This is a genomic window from Wolbachia endosymbiont (group A) of Conops quadrifasciatus, from assembly GCF_964027015.1.
Classification (GTDB): Bacteria; Pseudomonadota; Alphaproteobacteria; order Rickettsiales; family Anaplasmataceae; genus Wolbachia.
Map to the genome: position 1 here is coordinate 983,300 of NZ_OZ034722.1, position 20,661 is coordinate 1,003,960.

A 20,661-nucleotide genomic window follows, 5' to 3' on the forward strand; every position below is an offset into this window, starting at 1 on the left:
CTTCTACTTCTCTCACATTATTTTTTCAATCACCTTTTGCAGCAGGTCTTATGAACTACCTCTGTTTATTTGCGATTTTTACGTTCTCTAACACTTCTTTTATCTCTTTATTATTTCTCGCATAATCCATTGGGGTTTTGCCAAATTTATCCTTTTGCTCTATATTTGCTCCGGCTTTTACTAGCTCTTCTACTATTTTTACCTCACTTACCATGCATGCCAGGTGTAACGCGGCAAATTTGCTACTTCGTTCCACTGCGTTTACCTCTACTCCTGCCTTTATCAGCTCTTTTGTATTTTCTACACGTTGCCCCATTACTGCTAAGTGCAGTGGTCTATATTGTCCTGCATCTGCCACATTTATATCTGCTCCTTTTTTGATTAATAACCTCACTTTTTTTGGATCTGGCATCCCTACTGCATAATGCAACATCGTCCTCCCTTTTGTGTCTTTTTTATTAATATTTTCTATTGAGTTATCTAATACTTCTTTCCACGACTTATTAAATTCTTCTCTTTCTTTCTTACTAAATTTTACCATAACGTTCCTCAGCTATTAATGCAATATAAAGTGGCTCCAATTTGGCTCACTTTAGCGCTTAGTAAATCTTGTTTGTTTACTAGCTACTTTTTCACTTAGGGCTGTTTTGGCATAAAAAGCAAGTTTTTTTTTACAAAATATACACATTTTTTTCGCATATCATATTAAGATATAAATCTATACACTTAATTTGTTAAAAAATAGCATCTATCTCCTTTAGTTGTAATTCATTTACGTTTCTCCATTATCTCCTCTATTGCCTCTTTTGCCCTATCGTACATTTCTGGTATTTCTTTCATATTCACACCTTTCTTTTCTATAAAACTTGCTACCCTTTTATAAACTTTAGCATAGTGTAGTGGGCTACACTCAAACCTATCTATTGCATTAATATCTCCTTCTTGCCTTCATTAACTCTTCTATTGTTCCTTTCCTGCCTGCTAAACAGGCTAAGTGTAGTGGTACTGCTTTATTGTTCGACTTTGCATTTACCTCGGCTCCTTTCTCTATCAGTGCTTTCACATTCTTTCTATTTCCTAAAAATGCTGCTAGGTGCAGGGGTGTTTCTCCTCTGTCATTTTTAGCATCTATCTCTGCTCCATGTTCTATTAATAACTTTATTGCTCTTTCGTCTGACAATTGCGCCGCGTAGTGCAATATCATACAACCCTTCTCTATTTTTTCATTAATGTTTTCAAACGAGCTCTCTGCTAATATTTCTAGCAGCTTACCAAAACCCTCTCTTGCTTCTTTCCTTGACATAATATACCTCAAATTTTTTTGAAATTTTTTAACTAAGCTCATCTTTTTGAGCTCCCTTCTTACCACATTTTGCTTAAGTCTGCCTCCACCACTTCATCAATCATTTCGTTCACTTTGCACATTATCTTGCTTGCTAAATTTTTACACTCTTCCCTTATTAGCCCCTTATCTCTCTTTCTTATTTCTTTTATCTCTATTATTTTTAATTCTGGTAAATAGCTTCTATCCAACATATATGCTATTTTTTCCACTAACTCCTCTATTTCATAGCATGTCACTTCTCTACTTTTTGTTATTCCACCTTGTTCTGCCAGGAATTTCCTTGCCTTTTCATTCTCCCCATTATCCCATAGGCAATACCTTTCACTCTCCCATATATAATACACTGGTGTTGCACCATATTTATCCATTTGATTAACTGCAGCTCCTGCTTTTACTAGCTCTTTTATTATTGCAATTCCTGCTCCTAGCTTACATGCAGAGTGCTATAGACCTGCTGCAAAAGGTGATTGAAAAAATAATGTGAGAGAAGTAGAAGAAGAATAAGCAGATTGAGTAAGGTAAAAAAATGAGCTTTAGTTACTATAACATGAAGAAACACCCAAGAAACTTTCGTAATATAACAGGTTTAACTATAGAGGAGTTCGAAAAGGTAGTGGAAAAAGTGAGGTCTGGGTGGGAAAGAGTTGAAAAACAGAAAAAGTGCCATGGTAGAAGATCACAACTACCAACTCTAGAAGATAAGTTATTTTGCGTAATTTTGTACTATCGCACTTACATAACACATAGATTTTTAGGGTGCCTGTTCAATGTTCACAACGCAAATGTATTTAGGTTACTGAAGAAAATAGAGCCATTACTTGCCAAAAAAGTTACTATAACAAAAGATAGAAGTATGACACCAGAAAAAATACTGAAGATTCTGGCTGATGTTACAGAACAGCAAATACAGAGACCAGAAGATAGTAAAAAACGGAAGAAATCATATTCAGGAAAAAAAAGAACCAACACTATGAAAACTGAGATTGTTATCGAAGAAGGTGGAAGAATTTTATCAGTGTCAAATTCATATCGTGGTAGAATTAATGATTTTCGCATAAGGAAACAAGAAAAATATTTACCAATCGATAGCATAAAATATGCCGATTCTGGATATCAAGGTTGGCAAAAATTGCAAAGCAATGTTATAATTCCATATAAAAAGTATCGTAAAAAGCCATTAACTCCAGAGCAGAAAGAGCATAATAGAAGATTAGCATCATTTAGAATGAGAGTAGAAAATAAGATCCGTGAGATAAAGATATTTAAGATTATGTCTCATATTTACCGCAATTTTCAGAAAAAATACAACCTGAGGTTCAATATTATTGCTGGTATTGTGAATCTTAAGCACGCCTTTTAGTTAACCTTGATTTTAGTCACCCCCTCCTTTCCTTCTTTTTATTGCTTGATTCGCAGCAGGTCTATAGGGGCACTGGGATGACAAAAAAAGGAGCGCTGACCATTTTCGGTCTCTTAAGTTACTTTAGCCATAAATACTTAAGAAATTTACTAAACGAAAAAAAAGGCAAAAGAAGCCCCATGGTGCGAGTTTTGACCCTCTGATAATTTAAACTGGCGCTGTAATAATGTGCTAACGCTTAAATTAAGCGCGATTTGGCTGAATGTAGAAAAATTTTAAAAGACATGCAGCCGCTATAATTTTATGTAATCCGCCAAAAAATACCCTAAGTTTTTTACTGAATTTTGTCATTGAGCCTGCAGGTCAAAAACAAGTTTTGAGTTATAAATACCCTTATTGTCATAATAAGGGGACTGGCGGAGTTTGTCAAGCAAGTTTTTTCGTTTCTATGTTGTCAGCTACCTGAATATTGATCATACGGGTTCTATCTGTTATATATAATCTTTTTGAATACGAAGAAAACTGATGAATGAGTATGATATTACGGTTATAGGTAGCGGTCCTGGTGGTTATATAGCAGCAATTAGGTCGGCACAGCTTGGGTTTAAAACTGCAATTGTAGAAAAAGAAAAAAATTTAGGCGGTATATGCTTAAATTGGGGATGTATACCAACAAAATCACTACTTAGAGCATCTGAGATTTATAGGCTAATAAAAAGATCAAAAGAGTTTGGTATAGAAGTAAAGGGAGCGAGTTTTGATATACAATCAATAGTGAAATACTCAAGAAACGTTGTTGATAAATTGTCAAGCGGTGTTGCATATTTGATGAAAAAAAATAACATCAAAGTTCATCAAGGCTTTGGTAAACTTGCAGGCAATAGTACTATAAAAGTTGCTGGCGATAAGGAAGAACAAGAAATTGTTTCCAAGCATATCATTTTAGCAACAGGAGTGAGGGCGCGGAATCTGCCTGAAATAGAGGCAGATGGAGATTTAATATGGAATGCGCAGCATGCTATGATGCCGGGCAAATTACCAAAATCACTACTAATTATAGGGTCTGGTGCAATTGGAATAGAATTTGCAAGTTTTTATAGTACTTTGGGAGTTGATGTAACAATCATAGAGATAAAGAGCACTATTTTGCCGCTGGAGGATAAAGACATTTCAGGCCTAGCAGAAGAAATATTCACAAAACAGGGGATAAAAATATATACAAACAGTAGCGTAAAAGCTCTTACTAAAAGTAAAGACTCTGCTCAAGTGCTACTAAGTAGTGGCGAGAGCAAAGAATTTGATAGGGTGATTGTTGCGGTTGGAATTCAAGCAAATATTGAAAATATAGGTTTAGAAAATACAAAAATTAAATTAAGCCCTTCTGGTTTTATTGAAATGAATGAATGGTATGAAACTAGTGAATCAAATGTGTATGCAATAGGTGATGTAGCTGGCCCACCATGTTTAGCACATAAAGCGAGCCATGAAGCTTTGATCTGCGTTGAAAAGATTGCTGGTAAAAGTGCTCATGCGTTAAAAAAAGAATGCATACCAAATTGCACTTATTCTCATCCACAAATAGCGAGCATCGGCCTTACTGAGGAACAGGCAATAAAAGGTGGGTATGATGTAAAAATAGGAAAATTTCACTCTAACTTTAATGGTAAGTCTATTGCACTCAGTGAAACTGAAGGGTTAGTGAAAACAATTATAGACAAAAAGACAGGCGAACTTCTGGGTAGCCACATGATAGGTGCAGAAGTAACGGAGTTAATTAGCAATTTTGCTCTTGCAAAGCAACTAGAAGGAACAGACTTCGACATAAAATCTACGATTTTTCCTCATCCAACCATTTCAGAGATGATACACGAATCAGTGCTTGCTGCAGATGATGAGTCGTTAAATAGTTGAACTAACGTTCCATCGTTTTAGAGTTGTCAATGTCTTGGGTAGTAGTTTGATTAGGCACTTTAATTTTAATAGATTGATTACCACCAGCATCAGAATTCTGTAACTCTTCTTTCAATCCCTTAGCTGCTTCTTTGACTTCAAGCTTTGCCTTTGGATGAAGATCTTCTGGGTCTTTTCCTTTAGTATCCAAACCTTGTTGTAGATTAGTGCTTTTCATTTTATTATGCTGCTCGTGCTGAGGTAAGTCAACAACCGAATTGAAAAGAATTTTTATTATATTTTTTAGCAGTTCTAAAAAACCTCCGCTTCTGCCTTCTCTTTGTTCTTGAGATTTATTTTTCTCATTAGGTTCTTTTTTGCTATTAGTTTCAGGCATTTTTAACTCAACTATCATAAAGCTTAATAAAATTCTACGTGCAAATTATTAAATAACAGTTAACAATCTAGGATTCATTATTTACAGATGGATATTATTTTAGCAACAGGTGGCACAGGTGGGCATATCTTTCCGGCCATAGCCTTAGCAAAAGCACTAAAGACACAAGGATACAATTGCATATTATTCACTGATAAAAAAACAAATAAAAATATCGACATAGAAAGCTATATTTTACCATTACGTAGACCAAGCGGCAACAAATTTAAGTTTTTCCTTTTATTAATGTATAGTTGTGTGCTAACAATATATAAAATCAGAAAATTGAAGCCAAGATTAGTAATTGGTTTTGGTAGCTATGCTTCTTTTCCAACTCTTCTTGCAGCAAGGGTTCTTTCTATACCTATAATTTTACATGAACAAAATACAGTTTTAGGAAGAGTAAATAGATTCTTTTTCAAGAGTGCAAAATTAATTGCAACCAGCTTTCCGGAGACTAAATATGCAGAAGGTAATAAATGTATTTTTACAGGAAATTTTATTGATATAAAAGCACAGAGCCATTCTAGTACTGAGAAAGCCCTAAACATATTAGTCATAGCAGGTAGCCAAGGTGCAAATTTTTTTGATGATGTAGTAAGCAGCGTAATTTGTAATTTGCCTATTAAAATGAAAAAGAAAATTAGAGTGACGCAGCAATGTACGAAGAAAAATGTAAACAAGGTCAAGAGTCTATACAAAAGTGAAAAGATCGATTGTGAATTGAGTGAATTTTTTGATGATATGGAAAATAGATTGGCCAATGCTCACTTGGTAATTAGCAGAGCAGGAGCAACTTCAATAGCAGAGATCACTCTTGCTAGGCGCGCTGCTATATACATTCCTTACCCTGACTCAAAAGATAATCACCAATTTTATAACGCAAAATATATTGAAGATTCGGGAGCAGCTGTAATAGTTGAGCAGAATAGTGAAGCAAAAAAAAATCTAACAGAGGTACTATTTGATCTATTAAATAATTCTCAAAAATTGCGTGATATGACCAATAATACAAAAAAAACAGGGATAAAGAGTGGGACTACTGAGTTTGTTAAGGTAATTGTTCACAGGTTTAGTTGATGGCTGCTTGCTTTTTCTTCAAACACATCCCAAAGATCTTTTTCTAGCGATATATTATATAATTTATTGATATAAACCACTCCCGTGGGTGAAGTTGTGTTAATTTCGAGCAGGAAGTCATCTATAATATCAATACCAACAAATATTAGCCCCCTTTTCTTTAATTCAGGACCAATTTTGTTACATATTTCATTGTCTCTATCGTTCATTTGAGCGGGCTCAAAACTTGCTCCAAGTCGCATATTTGTTCTGATCTCTCCACTGATTTTTGGAACTCGTTTCATTACTCCAATTGGTTGACCATAAAGTAGCAATATTCTTTTATCTTTATCTATGTTTTTACAAAATGATTGTGTAATCACAGGGCATTCGTATTTTGCTGTCATGAGATCCACTACCACTTGAATGCTGTTTTCATCTCGTATTCTTATTACATCGTTTCCTCCATAACTATACAACGGCTTCAGAATAATATCTTGATAGTTGTAGTAGAAATCTCTAATCATCGATATATTTTCAGTGATCAAAATCGGCGGAATTAGCTCTGGAAATAATGAAGTTATCAATTTTTCAGGACAATTTCTTATTTCTGTTGGATTGTTAATTACCAATGCGCTAGTTTTTTCTAAGATATAGGTTGTTGTAATGTAGCGCATATCAAAGGGTGGATCCTGTCTGATAAATATGATGTCCATTTCATTCAAGTTGATTGCTACATCCTCTTTAGAGATAAAACTAAAATCATCAACGCTGACTTTCTGAGCAAGAGCAATTGGATGGTTTAGCTTTAGTGCTAAATTGTTAGGAGCATAGACAAAAACTTCGTGCTTCCTCCTTTGTGCTTCCTTTATTAGCACGAATGTAGTGTCAGTTTCAAAATTTATATTTTCATCCATCTGAAAGGCAACTTTCATTTATGTTCTCTACCTATTGTCACAACTGTACAAATGTTATAATTTGAAGGCGATTTTTGCCTAATGGCGTAATTTACTGTACCTATATCGTACATAACTTACAACTTGTTTTACTCCCTTTACTTTTCTTGCAATTGATATTACAGCTTTTAATTCCGCTTTATTTTGGGCTATACCCATCAAATAAACAACTCTATCAACCGTATTAACGCTATAATTAATTGATTTAATATTTCTTTTCCCCAGAAGTCTTGTTCTTATTTCCGCTGTTATCATGCCATCTACAGTAGTGTCTAGCATGGAAGCTATTTGAATCGGTATTACTCTTATTTCATTTATCACTTCTTTAATTTCTTTTTGCTGCCAAGCTATTTTTTCTGCTGTAAGTTGTTTTTCAGGGGTGTCAACACTTCCAATGAGCAATACTCTTCCTTCACTTACTTTAACTTTTATGGATGAAAATAGCCCATGTTTTAAGAGCCCCTTATTAATTCTGATGACCATAGTCGTATCATCAATGATATTTCCCAAGGATTTGTCCTGCATTGTTATTGCTGTCGCTGTAGCCACCACACCACCTATTATAAGGGTTGTGCAACCACTTTGTGTAATCAAAAAAATTGCAAGTAAGAAACTTGTTATTAATCTCATTATTGATTTTCAGGATTTAGAGCTTTCATTAAGAAATGTTAATAAGCTTTTTTGATTGTGTAAATACTATAAATTAAGTAAGACTTTAAACCTTGAATATTTTTAATGGAATACCTATAATAGGGTACTGAAAATTTCTTGCGGATATGGCGGAATTGGTAGACGTGCCAGGTTTAGGTCCTGGTGAGCTTGCTCGTGGGGGTTCAAGTCCCTCTATCCGCACTTTAAAGTCATGTAACTTAGGTTTTAAGGGAAAATTTATAATCACTGAATACACTTTTGTTTGTATAAAAACCTGTTCTTAAGGATTGTGTTTAACTTAAATTCTGGTAAAATGACTCTATTAAGATATGAATTAAAATGTTAATAAATGAATTATGATGTCTAATAATATACCTCAAAATACAGTCGAAGTAAGTAGCGTATATACCTACAAAGAGCTTAGTATAGATAAACTAAAGTATGAGTATGAAATCACAGTTGATAGTGATTATATAAAACAAAAGGTAAATTCCAGGTTGCAAGAGATAGCAGAAAATGCAAAATCACCTGGATTTAGGGCTGGAAAGATGCCCTATGACCTTGTTGTTGCAAATTATAAAAACGAAGCTTTGGAATATGTGATAAATAATACAATTAATTATTGCTCAAGTAATTTGATGAAAAAAATTGAAGTCAAGTCTCACATTTATCCTAAGGTTGATGTTATATCATTACCAGATCTGGGCAAAGAAAATGAGGAGGGCAATTTTGTATACAAGCTATCTTTTGAGTCGATGCCTGAAGTACCGATGATAGATCTTGACAAAATAAACTTAAAGAAGATTGAAGCAAAGATTGAAGAGGAAGATATAAAAGAATTTATTGATTCTATTAAAACAAAGTTCCCCAATTTCGCCTCTGTTGATGATGCTTCTTATCAAGCGAAAGATGGGGATAAATTGATAATTGATTTTGAAGGGCGGATTAGGAATAAGCTCTTTCAGGGTGGAAGTAGCAAAAATTTTGCCGTTAATTTAGGGTCTGGCACATTTATTAATGGTTTTGAAGATCAATTAACTGGTATGAAAAAGGGAGAAACAAAGGACTTTAAGTTGCAATTTCCTGAAAATTACCAAGCCATTTCCCTTGCAGGACAGGAAGTTGATTTTTCTGTGCGAGTTAATGAGATTCAAATTGCCAAAGATTTTGAAAATGATGATGAAATAGCTAGGAGTATTGGTTTTAAAGATTATTCTTTGCTAATAAGTCATGCAAAAAAAATGATTGGTGATCAGTGCACCGAAATGAGAAATCTCTTAATTAAAAAGGAGCTATTTGATTATTTGGATGCTAATTATAGTTTTGATTTACCCACAGACATAGTAAAACAGGAGCAACAAAGAATGGAAGGAGAACTGGGTGCTCAAAATAATTCTTGTAAAGAAGCTGAAAAACGTGTAAAGCTTGCTATGTTATTTATGAAATTTAGTGCAGAACATAAAATATCATTAACTCAAAATGATGTTTTGAATGTTATTGTAAATCAATATGTCAGTAAGGATGTACCGTTTGACAGAGTACTTAAGCATTTTGAATCAAATAAACAATTTCAAGAATTAGTTAGAGGGCAAGCGCTTGAGTATAAAGTGACAGATTATATAATAGAAAAAGTTGGTAAAGAAGAGCAGATTATTTCTGTGAAAGAATTAAAGGAATTGTTTGGTAATATTTAATAGGAAAAGGTATGACTCTTATACCAATTGTAGTTGAACAAACTAGTCGCGGTGAGCGCGCTTATGACATATATTCAAGACTAGTGAAAGAAAGAATAATTTTCGTAACAGGTCCTATTGAGGACAACATGGCCAGTGTAATAGTAGCACAGCTTTTATTTTTAGAATCGGAAAATCCCGATAAAGACATTTGTATGTACATCAACTCACCAGGTGGTGTTGTAACTGCTGGTTTGTCGATCTACGATACAATGCAGTATATAAACCCAGACGTTTCAACTTTATGTATAGGTCAAGCTGCGTCTATGGGTTCCTTATTGCTTGCATCTGGTACAAAAGGTAAGCGCTACTCTCTACCTCATTCAAGAATTATGATACATCAGCCATCTGGTGGTTATCATGGTCAAGCAACTGATATAGAGATACATGCTAATGAAATTTTGCGAGTTAAGAAAAAACTAAATCAAATTTATGAAAAACATACTGAAAATTCACTGAAGAAAATTGAAGGAATGATGGAAAGAGATAAATTCATGGATCCTGAAGAAGCAAGGAAAATTGGCTTAATTGACAGGGTGATAGCTGAGCGTACAGATATTGAAATTGAAAATATTAAAGTTAAACAAAAGGTGGGTTAATGGATAACAATAATGATTTACACTACTGTTCTTTTTGCGACAAGGCGCAAGATGAAGTAGATAAATTGATTACTAACTCCTCGGATGGTTTAAAGGTGTTTATTTGTAATGAGTGCATAGAATTATCCCATAAAGCAATAAGTCAAAAGAAAGATAGATCTTTTAATTCAGATCGTATATCTGATATGAAGCTATTACTAAAGAAACCTGAGGATATAAAAAATTTTCTCAGCAAGCATGTTGTAGGTCAAGAACACGCGCAACACGTTTTATCTGTAGCTATGTATAACCATTGTCAATCCATGGTACAATTTCATGCTATAAGTGATATTGAAATCGAGAAGTCAAATATAATGCTTATTGGTCCCACTGGTTCTGGTAAGACTTTGCTAGCCAAAACACTTGCTAAAGTTTCAGATGTGCCATTTGCTATGGCTGATGCGACAACTTTAACTGAGGCAGGTTATGTGGGTGATGATGTAGAAAGCGTGTTGTCGCGTTTATTACAAGCTGCAAATTATGACGTTGCAAAAGCACAGCGTGGTATAGTGTTTATAGATGAAATAGACAAGATTACAAGAAAATCTGAAAGCACTTCAATAACCCGTGACGTTTCAGGTGAAGGGGTCCAGCAAGCTCTGCTTAAGATTATGGAGGGTACAGTTGCTTATGTTCCGCCACAAGGAGGGCGAAAACACCCACAACAAGAGTTTATACAAGTGGATACTAGTAACATACTATTTATTTGTGGAGGAGCTTTTGAAGGCCTCGATAAGATTATTGAAGCGAGAAAAAAGGGAACGTCAGTTGGCTTTGGAGCAGATATAAGTCAGTCTAAAGAGCAAAAGAAAAAGAATGCTTTACATGATGTTCAACCTGAAGATTTAATCAAATTCGGTTTAATACCCGAATTTGTAGGGCGGGTTCCAATAACTGCTGTTTTAGATGAGTTGGATCATGAAGATTTAATACATGTGTTGACAGAGCCAAGGAATGCACTAATAAAACAGTACAAAGCATTGCTTGCGTTTAGCAAAGTAAACCTTGAGTTTTCAGATGAAGCAATATCAGCTATTGCTAAAAAGGCTATAAGCTATAAAACAGGTGCAAGAATGTTACGTGCTATCTTGGAGTCACTTTTGCTTGACGTTATGTATACAGCTGGAAACGGAGATTTTGAAGGTAGCACTATAGTAATCACTAAGAAAATGGTAGAATTAGGAAAAGCAACGGTTAATCATAATAATAATGGCAATGTTATAACGGTTAATGATTAATTTGAGGCATATATTATGAACATTGAACGTGCTGTGAGCTCTAGTTTTACTGCATTGCCAGTATTACCTTTAAGAGATGTAGTAATTTTTCCAAATATAATGGTGCCTTTATTCATAGGCAGAGAAAAATCTGTTAATGCACTAGAATATGCAACAAGTAGTAGTAGTCACCAAAATGAGATTTTTCTTGTAGCACAGAAAGATGGCTCTGTTGATAATCCGGAGCCAGAAGATCTTTATAAAGTAGGTGTGTTAGCAAACATTATACAACCATTAATAAAATTGCCTGACAATGCAGTAAAAGTTATAATCCAGGGGATAAGAAGGGGAAGAGTTGTAGAATATATTAGCTCTCATACTTTATTACAAGCCAGGGTAGAGTTAGACAATCATTATAAAGAAGATGAAGACAATATTGATTTAGAAGCTTTAAGGCGATCTGTTATAGACGCGTTCGATAGCTGGTGTAAGCTAAACAAGAAAAATCAGCCTGAAGTTGCCATTAACCCCATTGATCAAATCAAAGAAGTTGATCAACTTGTAGACACGGTAGCTTCACATTTAAATATAAAAGTATCGGATAAACAAAGCATACTTGAGGCTTATGACCCAAAAGAGCGTTTAAAAAAAGCTTTTGCTTTTATTGAGGGAGAAATAAGTATTTTGAACGCACAAAACCGTTTATATAAGACAATTAAATCGCAAGTTGAAAGCACTCAGAAAGTTTACTACCTTAACGAGCAATTGAAAGCTATACAGAAAGAATTAGACGAATTTGAGAATGGTGATGAAGGGAATATACTCAATGAATTTGAAAAAAAGATAAATGAAACAAAGCTTTCTCAGGAAGCAAGAGAGAAAGCTATAACTGATTTGAAGAGATACAAGAAAATGAATCCCATTTCTCCTGAAGCTACAGTTATATCTAGTTACTTGCATTGGTTACTTGATTTGCCGTGGGGAAAGTACAAAGATGCAAAAATTAACTTAAATGCAGCTAAGAAAATCTTAGATGAAAATCATTATGGCATAGAGAAAGTAAAAGATAGGATAATAGAATTTTTAGCAGTATTAAAAAGAGTAAAAGAGATAAAAGGTCCTATACTTTGCTTGGTTGGACCGCCAGGTGTTGGTAAAACTTCTTTAGCTAAGTCTATGGCAGGAGCAGTAGGAAGAGATTTTGTTCGCATAGCTCTTGGTGGTGTGCGTGATGAGTCCGAGATACGAGGGCATAGGAAAACTTATATTGGCTCAATGCCTGGTAAAATTATTCAACATATGAAAAAAGCTAATTCATGCAACCCGCTTTTTCTGCTTGATGAAATAGATAAGATGGGTTCTGATTCGCGTGGCGATCCTGCATCTGCATTACTTGAGGTTTTAGATACTGAGCACAATAAACACTTTACGGATCATTACTTGGAAGTTGAGTTTGATCTTTCAAGTGTAATGTTTGTAGCTACGGCAAACAGCTTAAATTTGCCACATCCTTTGCGTGATAGGATGGAAATTATACAATTGTCCGGGTATACTGAAGATGAAAAAATCAGTATTGCTACACACCACCTTATTCCGAAGTTAAAGAAGGAGCATGGTTTATATCAGAAGGAATGGGACATAACTAATGAGGCGTTATACAAGTTGATACGTTTATATACACGTGAAAGTGGTGTGCGAAGTATGGAAAGGGAGCTTGCAAAGCTCATGAGAAAGGCAGTTAAAGAAATATTGACTGATAAAAATAAGAAAATATCCGTAGGGGTTGACAATTTACAAGATTATTTAGGGGTACGTAAATATACCTTTGGTATTGCAGAAAATGAGAGTTTAGTGGGAGTAGTAACTGGGCTTGCCTATACTGAAACAGGTGGTGATATTTTGATGATAGAATCAGTCCTAATTCCGGGCAAGGGAGAAATAAAATACACAGGAAAGCTTGGAGAGGTTATGCAAGAATCTATAAAAGCTGCGTATAGTTATATTCGATCAAATTGTTTGTTTTTTGGTATAAAGCCCGAAAAATTCCAAAATAATGATATACATTTGCATGTACCTGAGGGTGCTGTACCAAAAGATGGCCCTTCTGCTGGCGGCGCGGTATGTACGTCTATTGTTTCTCTTATGACAAATATACCAGTTAACAAAAATGTTGCTATGACAGGCGAAGTGACATTGCGTGGTAGAGTTTTAGCTATTGGGGGCTTGAGAGAAAAATTGCTTGCAGCGCTCAGAGGATCAATCAAAACTGTGATTATACCAAGTGAAAATGAGAAAGATATGCAAGAGATTCCTGCAAGCATCAAAGAGGGGATCAACGTAGTTTTTGCTAAGAATATTGATGAAGTTATGAAAGTTGCTTTAATGCACCCTACTACTCCAATTGATGGTGATGATAATCAAAATAGTATACCTTCCTCTATAGAAAATAAAGATGATACTTTTCCTATGTCGGAAACATTGAAGCATTAGATTAAGAAGATATTATACAATCTCCATTTCTCTTTTGTCCGGCAAAAATCCACCAACTTGTGCATCCCACAGAGTTTTATACATTCCATTTTTATCAAGAAGTTCCTGATGCGTGCCATCTTCTACAATCTTGCCTTGATCAAACACTAAAATGCGATCCATATGCAAAAGCGTAAGACCTGCTGCGAATCAAGCAATAAAAAGAAGGAAAGGAGGGTGACTAAAATCAAGATTAACTAAAAGGCGTGCTTAAGATTCACAATACCAGCAATAATATTGAACCTCAGGTTGTATTTTTTCTGAAAATTGCGGTAAACATGAGACATAATCTTAAATATCTTTATCTCACGGATCTTATTTTCTACTCTCATTCTCCTAAGAAACTCCCTTAACTAGCGCTTCTTGTTGAACTAATATGTAGCCAAATTCCTGTGCTTTTTTGATTAAATTTTTTACAACTCTCTCTTTGTAACGTGTTTCGTAATAGCTCATTCCTTTTTCCACATACTCTTGTCCATATTTCAACATTTGGTAAAAGATGCATGCTAATTTTCTTGCTGTAGAAGTAATTGCTTTTATTGCTCCTAGCCGTTTTTTTAATCTCCTACAATATGCACCCAATGCACTTTTACTATTTCCCACAGCATAAGCAGCCATTCGCAAGGCATTCGTAGCACGATTAATAACTTTACGAGTTTTTGTTCAAAATACTTTTTCTCCTGTAATCTTATTAGCAGGGCTAAGCCCTAACCATGAGGTAAAATGCCTTTCTGATCGCCATTTATTATGATTAATGCCAACTTCCGCAATAATGGTTTGTACAGTTAGTACATCAAATCCAGGAATTTTAGTGAAATCTATACCAGTTACACGATACAATTCCTCACGCAGGGTGAAATTTGGTCTGCCTCTTCTAGACTTATTTTTTTCCTTACCTAACTCTTTACTCTCATCGGACTTCGTCTCTAATGCTTTGTAATAGTTCTCTATACTTTTATCACATTCAATTATTTTTTCTTGAAAAAAATTATATGCTTCATATTCTTGCTTTAATACAAATAAATGTTCTTCTCTATAATCGCCTGTTAATGCTTTTGCTATAGTAGCCTTATCATTCTTCATATTCACACTTCTGAATTCAGCTAGTTTTTTAGGATTCCTTTCACCTTCTACTATTGCTTTAATAATTTGCATTCCTGTGATGCCAGTAATATCGCTTGTCACTTTATGTAAATGAATATTCATTTGTACTAACACCTTTTGCATGCGATTAATATGTTTAGCAGCGTTTTCAATTAAGTTTTTACGTTGCCGAACATAACCACGCAATACACACATTTGATCATCTGGCCTAAATGATCCTTGGATTAACCCATAACTATGTAGTTGTTGAAGCCATTGACAATCCTGAACATCTGACTTTCTTCCAGGTACATTTTTTACATGTCTTGCATTTGCAAGCTTTACTTCAAGTCCATATGATTCAAGTACTTGGAACAAAGTAATCCAGTATACTCCTGTTGACTCCATGGCTACTGTAGTAACTTTACATTTCTTCAGCCATTTTGCTATGTTATGGAGATCCTCTGTAAAGCAGCTAAATTTTTGTATACGCTGTTCATCACTTCCTTCTGGTACACATACATAATGTACAGCTGAACCAACATCTATTCCTGCTGCATCAGGATTCATGATCTCTAATTTACTTTTTGCTTTTTTCATAGTAACTCCCTTATTATAATTTGTAATAGGGAAACGCTTCAGCTTGGAACGGTTAGATAATACAATCTCCTAACCGAGGTAGCCTAAAAAACTCCATCAATGATTTGACCGTTCCTCCCAAAACCATGCTAAACGACGGGCACTTATGGCACCAGTGAAAATTTCGGTTATAACTTCAGAGGCGCTTCCTATACAACTATACTTAAAAACTACTAAAAACTTAAATTGAGGAGTTTCTTCCTGGTTTGACAGATTTCTTCTGTTCAGTGCTATACGCTTAATAACCGCGATTCAGCTGCTTTTAAGCCGCAACTAATCTAAATTATAAACGTTAAGAAATTTACTGAGCGGAAAAAAAGGCAAAGAAACCCCAGGGTAGCTAGTATTCAAATTCTCCCTTGTCTATTTGACGTCTTTTACTGTCTTAAACGCTTTATAAGCGCGTTTCGGCTTGTATAGGTAGAAACCTAAAGTTTTATAAAGACATGAGGTGCACATAGTGCAAAAAATTAAGGATGATTTACGCCAAATACATTAAGTTTTTTTGTCATTAATCCACTGCAGAGATTGCGAAGATAAATAAATAGCTTCAGTTTCATGATAAGGGGGCTGGCGGAGTTTGTAAGGGAATTTTTATGCAAGAGATCCCATAAATTGGATGTCATAATATGGCGGCTACATTAATTTTGGCGTGCGTGACCTTGAAAGATTGCAGTGCAATACTTAGATTATTAGGGTAGTAGGCAAATAATGGAGCTCAAAATGCATAACATACAAGGAACTGAAAATTTAAAATTTGACGCTGAAGTAGGGAAAGTACTGAATATAGTGATTCATTCACTTTATACTAATAAGGACATTTTTCTGCGTGAGTTAATATCAAATGCATCGGATGCATGTGATAAATTGCGCTATGAATCTCAATCTAATTCAAATTTGCTAGATTCAAGTGATGAGTTGAAAATCACTATTAGCTCCAATAAAGATAAGAACGAGCTATATATCACTGATAATGGCATCGGAATGAACAGACAAGATTTAATAGATAACCTTGGTACAATTGCAAGCTCTGGTACGCAAAAGTTCTTAGATGCGATTAAAAATAGCAAGGATTCAAGCCAAGCTGTGGAGCTGATTGGGAAGTTTGGTGTTGGTTTTTACTCAAGCTTTATGGTTGCATCAGAAGTAATAGTAGAATCAAGAAAAGCTGGAGAGGAGGAGTCTTGGGTCTGGAAATCCAAGGGAGATGGAGAGTATTCAATAAGTAAACTAGATAATCAAATTTCTCGTGGAACTAAAATTACACTCATTATGCATCCTGAAGAGAATGAGTTTTTAGATAAATTTCGTATTGAAAACATTGTCACTACTTACTCTGATCACATAAATTTTCCTGTTGAATTCATAAATGAAGAAGGAAAAAGTGAAAAGTTAAACAGTAAGGCTGCAATTTGGACTAAGCCAAAAAATGATGTTACTCAAGAGGAACACAATGATTTTTTCCGCAGTGTTGCTCACGTTGGCGGGGAGCCTTGGATGATATTGCATAATAAAAATGAAGGTGCAATAGAATATACAAATTTGCTTTATGTTCCCTCTATTAAACCTTTTGATTTATTTCATCCAGATAGACGTTGCTCTGTTAAGTTATATGTAAATAAAGTATTTATCACTGAAGATAACGTACAGATCATACCGCAGTATTTACGTTTCTTGAAAGGTATTGTTGATTCACCGGACTTGCCTCTTAATATCAGCAGAGAAACGCTGCAGAATAATCGTGTTGTTGAGCAAATCAGAAAATCCTTAACTAAACGCGCGATATCAGAGCTTGGTAAAAAGGCAAAAGAGAATTTAGAGGAATATACAAAATTCTGGACCAATTTTGGTGCAGTATTAAAAGAGGGTCTTTGTGAAGCTATGCCAACTGATGAGAGAGAGGCCCTGCTCTCGATTTGCAGATTTCATAGTACTGGTGATGAGAAATTAGTCAGTATTGATGACTACATAAGCAGAATGAAGCCTGAGCAGGAACATATCTATTATCTCACCGGGAATAGCCTCGATTCAGTGAAAAACAGTCCGCAACTTGAGGGATTCGTCAGTAAAGGACTAGAAGTGCTCCTATTTGTTGATCCAGTTGATGATTTCTGGACCAGTGTAATTCATGAATATAAAGATCAAAAATTCAAGTCTGTGACTCGCGCTGATGTTGATCTGGAAAAATTCTCTTCAGAAGAAGATAAAAAAGATGAAGAAAATAAGCAAGATGAAGAAAAGACTGAAGAAAATACGGACTCTATACTGCAATATTTCACCAAGGTTCTTGGCAATTCAGTGAAAAGCGTGAAAATCTCAAAAAAACTGACTGACAGCCCTGTATGTCTAGCAGTTGATGAAGGTGCTATGGATCTTCGCATGGAGCGTTTTTTGCGTGAACAAAAGCAGCTAAATTACCGCACGCCAAAGGTGCTGGAAATTAACACTAAACATCCTGTAATAAAAAGTATAATGAAATCTCACGCTGAAAATGGTGAAAACCCAACATTGGAAGACATGATTCATTTATTATTTTACCAAGCTTGTATAGTGGAAGGTGAAGAGATGGATGATGTAAGTCTGTTTGCTAAGAGAGTTAATAATTTGCTTGGCAAGATTGTTGTTTAGTGCTATACTTTGGTTAAGTTGTTTTAGTAGGGGGAAAACATGACTTGGAGTTTACTTGGTGGGCTCATGCCACCAGCAGTAGATGCTACAAAAGAAAATAAAGTTAAAAGTATTAAAAATTCTGGGGATTCAGGTAATTATTCAGAGGCTGAAGAAGAACAAAATACCAACAGAGCGACTAGATTAGAATTTAAGTTAACGCAATCTTTGCTCAGTAAGGTAAAGGCAAATGAGAATAGCGCTGATGCTAATTCTGGCAAGCAAGCTTATATTGACTTACCTAGAATGAATTTTATAATCAATGGTAAAACCATAAGTAAAGATTTTGTTGGCCAGTTGTGTGATAGGTATAATCAAGAGCTTCAAAGTAATAAACGCCAAGTTGCAAAGCATGTTTTAATAGAAATGTTTAAGCATGCTGAGGCAGAAGTTCCAGGTGATCATATACTGAAAGAGTTAATTACTAATTGCAATCAAGCCGGGTATGACGGCTCTTTGCTCATGCAGCTCTTTCCTATATTTTTTAAGCATAACCTAAAATTGCCTGACGCTAACGATAGAAAGATAAGTATTATATGTAATAGCCAAGATTACCTAAATATTCAGTATTATCCAAATATGCCTGTTAAGGAACGTGATACAAATAGGGAAATATGCAGGCTTGATTCTATTTCAGAGTTCACGCTTAAATCTCAGAATGGTAAGGTAGAGTATGAAGAAGGTAAAGTAACACTTACCATTCCCGAGCAATTAAAGAATTATCAAGCCGAAGATAAAAGTTTACTAGATGATATCAATGAGTATTTTAAAGATGCTGATAATGCAGTTGTTGAGTCTCTTGAGGCTACATTTAGTGAAGGGCCTAAGTCATTTGTTATAGATCAAGAAAGTTTAAATAGTGATGAAGGATTGTCGCTTGTCATAGTTCCTGAAAGTTCAGTCTATGATTTAGGTGATATGGCAAAATTAGTGAAAGAAGCAATAGATAATAAAAATGTTGATGCCTTGAATACTTATATAGATGTTGTTCAAGCTGGTGTTACTCGTGTGCCACCTGAAGAAGGTTTATTAGTAGTAGAAAAAATATTAGAAATAATAAGTAACTTTACCAAGGAGCAAGGTAAGGCATGGAGCTGTTATCCTACTGCACCTATTGTAAGCAATGTATACGCTATAACAGAGTGGTTACAAGGCTACATTTCTTATGAAGATTATAATAAGGCTATAAACCTTGAAAAAGTATTGAACTCTATTATTACACGTTTATCTAATAATGAGAAAAGTAGTGGTAGTAAAACAGCATTATCCAAAGAAAATAGCAATACCGTAAATAGTACAGAAATTTCAACGCAGGAATCTGTAACAGCAAATAATTGTAAGGGAAATAAAGAGAATAAACAACAAACCCCGTACAAGGTTATAATTCCCACAAAGTACAAAAGTGTTTCTAATATAATTCCAATTGCAGCAAGTAACAATCAATCAGAAAATCCAGGACTTGAAAATTCTGGCAGTCAACAACCACAAGAAAATGTGGACAGACGAGAAAATATTATGAACAATGAAAAGGCTTCAATAGAGGAAGCTATAGGTAATGATTATAGGAGGGGTAAAATGGGTAAAAATAGTGCTAAAAAACGTAAAGAGAGAATAAAACGATCTAAAGAAGAAAAAAAGAAAAATGAACAAGAAAAAGAAGTGCAATTTAGAGAACTATATGTTGGTAAAAATGATGGCTCAAAGGTAATCACTGAAGTTGATAGTAGTAAGAAGAAACAAGCTCCTGGTCAACTTGCTGGATATGTAGAACAAACAGGTGGTCTAGGTTCTTCGAATGATAATAATCCTTTAGATAATGGCACAAATAGTGAGAAGAATTCTACGTTTAAAACTGATGAACAAGATACAAAACCAGCACCAATACTAGAACCAGTGCCTTCAGTAGCTAGCGAAAACTCTGAACAAGAAGATGGTACTCAAACTACCACCAGGCAGCAAGAACCGAATCCAATTCCAACACCTACGCCGGCGCCAACGCCGAATCTAGCACCAACATCGAATCCAATTCCAACACTTACGCCGGCGCCAACACCACAACCAACACCGGCACTGAAGCCAACACTAATACCTTCAGTAGCTAACAACAAATCTGAGCAGGTGAATGATACTCAAACCAATGGCAAGCTGCCTAATAATAGAGGAAATGGAAGTATTACTGCAACACAAAATACGCAAAAGAGTAATTGGCCTACCGTAGCTACATGGACGTTCGCAGTAGCTGGAATACTTGCAGGGGCTGCTGCAACGGCTGCATATTTTGCTTTTAGTGTTAGCTTGCTGACAACAGGAATAATAGCAGGTGTTGGAGTTTGTTGTTTAGTTGCTGCTGTAATCATATATTGCTGTAACAGATCTTCAAGTTCACTTGAGGGTAGTAATGTTGAACCTGTAGCTAACGGAAAGCTTGTTGAACAACAGTAAGTTGAAGAATAAATAT

The 20,661-nt window shown here is 35.1% G+C and carries 14 protein-coding genes, 1 tRNA gene and 4 pseudogenes; 10 read left to right on the plus strand and 9 right to left on the minus strand.

What is annotated here, in order from left to right:
* Positions 1 to 55: 55 nt before the first annotated feature.
* The 3 genes and pseudogenes from AAGD69_RS05105 to AAGD69_RS05115 form a co-directional block, all read right to left on the minus strand.
* Positions 56 to 541, minus strand: a complete 486-nt coding sequence (locus tag AAGD69_RS05105) for an ankyrin repeat domain-containing protein (protein ID WP_341811881.1) — start codon at positions 539 to 541, stop codon at positions 56 to 58.
* Between the two features lie 387 nt (positions 542 to 928).
* Positions 929 to 1,303 carry an ankyrin repeat domain-containing protein gene (locus AAGD69_RS05110; protein WP_341811882.1) on the minus strand — a complete coding sequence of 125 codons (375 nt, stop codon included), beginning with the start codon at positions 1,301 to 1,303 and terminating at the stop codon, positions 929 to 931.
* Positions 1,304 to 1,362: 59 nt separating this feature from the next.
* Positions 1,363 to 1,788 (minus strand): annotated as a pseudogene (locus tag AAGD69_RS05115) (ankyrin repeat domain-containing protein); the annotation flags it as partial.
* 104 nt (positions 1,789 to 1,892) lie between these two features.
* Between AAGD69_RS05115 and AAGD69_RS05120 the strand changes: the two are divergent.
* Positions 1,893 to 2,705 (plus strand): transposase family protein, encoded by an 813-nt coding sequence (locus AAGD69_RS05120; RefSeq protein ID WP_410529828.1) that lies wholly within the window; start codon positions 1,893 to 1,895, stop codon positions 2,703 to 2,705.
* Between the two features lie 525 nt (positions 2,706 to 3,230).
* Positions 3,231 to 4,616 (plus strand): dihydrolipoyl dehydrogenase, encoded by a 1,386-nt coding sequence (gene lpdA / locus AAGD69_RS05125; RefSeq protein ID WP_341811884.1) that lies wholly within the window; start codon positions 3,231 to 3,233, stop codon positions 4,614 to 4,616.
* Position 4,617: 1 nt separating this feature from the next.
* On the opposite strand, the gene AAGD69_RS05130 is transcribed toward lpdA, so the two are convergent.
* On the minus strand, positions 4,618 to 5,010 hold the full coding sequence (locus tag AAGD69_RS05130) for a hypothetical protein (protein WP_341811885.1): 393 nt from the start codon (positions 5,008 to 5,010) through the stop codon (positions 4,618 to 4,620).
* 69 nt (positions 5,011 to 5,079) lie between these two features.
* Here AAGD69_RS05130 and murG point away from each other — a divergent pair, with 69 nt between their 5' ends.
* Complete coding sequence (gene murG / locus AAGD69_RS05135) at positions 5,080 to 6,111, plus strand: undecaprenyldiphospho-muramoylpentapeptide beta-N-acetylglucosaminyltransferase (protein WP_341811886.1); 1,032 nt, start codon at positions 5,080 to 5,082, stop codon at positions 6,109 to 6,111.
* On the opposite strand, the gene gshB is transcribed toward murG, so the two are convergent.
* Together gshB and AAGD69_RS05145 are read right to left on the minus strand one after the other, a co-directional pair.
* Positions 6,096 to 7,025, minus strand: a complete 930-nt coding sequence (gene gshB, locus AAGD69_RS05140) for a glutathione synthase (protein ID WP_341811887.1) — start codon at positions 7,023 to 7,025, stop codon at positions 6,096 to 6,098. The two genes, murG and gshB, sit on opposite strands and share 16 nt — an antisense overlap.
* Positions 7,026 to 7,085: 60 nt before the next feature.
* Positions 7,086 to 7,676: a BON domain-containing protein gene (locus AAGD69_RS05145; protein WP_341811888.1), complete on the minus strand. Its 591-nt coding sequence runs from the start codon at positions 7,674 to 7,676 to the stop codon at positions 7,086 to 7,088.
* A gap of 140 nt (positions 7,677 to 7,816) precedes the next feature.
* On the opposite strand from AAGD69_RS05145, the gene AAGD69_RS05150 reads away from it, so the two are divergent.
* The 5 genes from AAGD69_RS05150 (at position 7,817) to lon (ending at position 13,775) form a co-directional block, all read left to right on the plus strand.
* Positions 7,817 to 7,898 (plus strand) — tRNA-Leu (locus AAGD69_RS05150).
* Positions 7,899 to 8,056: 158 nt separating this feature from the next.
* Entirely contained in the window at positions 8,057 to 9,391 is a 1,335-nt protein-coding gene (tig, locus tag AAGD69_RS05155) for a trigger factor (RefSeq protein WP_341811889.1), read from the plus strand.
* Positions 9,392 to 9,402: 11 nt separating this feature from the next.
* Positions 9,403 to 10,029 carry an ATP-dependent Clp endopeptidase proteolytic subunit ClpP gene (gene clpP / locus AAGD69_RS05160; RefSeq protein WP_341811890.1) on the plus strand — a complete coding sequence of 209 codons (627 nt, stop codon included), beginning with the start codon at positions 9,403 to 9,405 and terminating at the stop codon, positions 10,027 to 10,029.
* Complete coding sequence (gene clpX / locus AAGD69_RS05165) at positions 10,029 to 11,306, plus strand: ATP-dependent Clp protease ATP-binding subunit ClpX (protein ID WP_341811891.1); 1,278 nt, start codon at positions 10,029 to 10,031, stop codon at positions 11,304 to 11,306. The genes clpP and clpX overlap by 1 nt, the downstream gene beginning before the upstream one ends.
* A gap of 15 nt (positions 11,307 to 11,321) precedes the next feature.
* Positions 11,322 to 13,775: an endopeptidase La gene (gene lon, locus AAGD69_RS05170; protein ID WP_341811892.1), complete on the plus strand. Its 2,454-nt coding sequence runs from the start codon at positions 11,322 to 11,324 to the stop codon at positions 13,773 to 13,775.
* 12 nt (positions 13,776 to 13,787) lie between these two features.
* Here the strand turns inward: lon and AAGD69_RS05175 are convergent.
* The 3 pseudogenes from AAGD69_RS05175 to AAGD69_RS05185 form a co-directional block, all read right to left on the minus strand.
* Positions 13,788 to 13,949, minus strand: a pseudogene (locus AAGD69_RS05175) (ABC transporter ATP-binding protein); the annotation flags it as partial.
* Between the two features lie 62 nt (positions 13,950 to 14,011).
* Positions 14,012 to 14,149 (minus strand): annotated as a pseudogene (locus AAGD69_RS05180) (IS5/IS1182 family transposase); the annotation flags it as partial.
* A 1-nt stretch (position 14,150) separates the two neighbouring features.
* A pseudogene (locus AAGD69_RS05185) lies at positions 14,151 to 15,497 on the minus strand (IS110 family transposase).
* A 762-nt stretch (positions 15,498 to 16,259) separates the two neighbouring features.
* Here AAGD69_RS05185 and htpG point away from each other — a divergent pair.
* Together htpG and AAGD69_RS05195 are read left to right on the plus strand one after the other, a co-directional pair.
* Positions 16,260 to 18,164 carry a molecular chaperone HtpG gene (gene htpG, locus AAGD69_RS05190; RefSeq protein ID WP_341811893.1) on the plus strand — a complete coding sequence of 635 codons (1,905 nt, stop codon included), beginning with the start codon at positions 16,260 to 16,262 and terminating at the stop codon, positions 18,162 to 18,164.
* A gap of 39 nt (positions 18,165 to 18,203) precedes the next feature.
* On the plus strand, positions 18,204 to 20,645 hold the full coding sequence (locus AAGD69_RS05195) for a hypothetical protein (RefSeq protein ID WP_341811894.1): 2,442 nt from the start codon (positions 18,204 to 18,206) through the stop codon (positions 20,643 to 20,645).
* Positions 20,646 to 20,661: the final 16 nt, after the last annotated feature.

Excerpts from the sequence above, each read along its gene's own strand:
- AAGD69_RS05105 (WP_341811881.1), bottom strand. The coding sequence starts at position 541 with ATGGTAAAATTTAGTAAGAAAGAAAGAGAAGAATTTAATAAGTCGTGG.
- AAGD69_RS05110 (WP_341811882.1), bottom strand. The coding sequence starts at position 1,303 with ATGTCAAGGAAAGAAGCAAGAGAGGGTTTTGGTAAGCTGCTAGAAATA.
- AAGD69_RS05120 (WP_410529828.1), top strand. The coding sequence starts at position 1,893 with ATGAAGAAACACCCAAGAAACTTTCGTAATATAACAGGTTTAACTATA.
- lpdA (WP_341811884.1), top strand. The coding sequence starts at position 3,231 with ATGAATGAGTATGATATTACGGTTATAGGTAGCGGTCCTGGTGGTTAT.
- AAGD69_RS05130 (WP_341811885.1), bottom strand. The coding sequence starts at position 5,010 with ATGATAGTTGAGTTAAAAATGCCTGAAACTAATAGCAAAAAAGAACCT.
- murG (WP_341811886.1), top strand. The coding sequence starts at position 5,080 with ATGGATATTATTTTAGCAACAGGTGGCACAGGTGGGCATATCTTTCCG.
- gshB (WP_341811887.1), bottom strand. The coding sequence starts at position 7,025 with ATGAAAGTTGCCTTTCAGATGGATGAAAATATAAATTTTGAAACTGAC.
- AAGD69_RS05145 (WP_341811888.1), bottom strand. The coding sequence starts at position 7,676 with ATGAGATTAATAACAAGTTTCTTACTTGCAATTTTTTTGATTACACAA.
- tig (WP_341811889.1), top strand. The coding sequence starts at position 8,057 with ATGTCTAATAATATACCTCAAAATACAGTCGAAGTAAGTAGCGTATAT.
- clpP (WP_341811890.1), top strand. The coding sequence starts at position 9,403 with ATGACTCTTATACCAATTGTAGTTGAACAAACTAGTCGCGGTGAGCGC.
- clpX (WP_341811891.1), top strand. The coding sequence starts at position 10,029 with ATGGATAACAATAATGATTTACACTACTGTTCTTTTTGCGACAAGGCG.
- lon (WP_341811892.1), top strand. The coding sequence starts at position 11,322 with ATGAACATTGAACGTGCTGTGAGCTCTAGTTTTACTGCATTGCCAGTA.
- htpG (WP_341811893.1), top strand. The coding sequence starts at position 16,260 with ATGCATAACATACAAGGAACTGAAAATTTAAAATTTGACGCTGAAGTA.
- AAGD69_RS05195 (WP_341811894.1), top strand. The coding sequence starts at position 18,204 with ATGACTTGGAGTTTACTTGGTGGGCTCATGCCACCAGCAGTAGATGCT.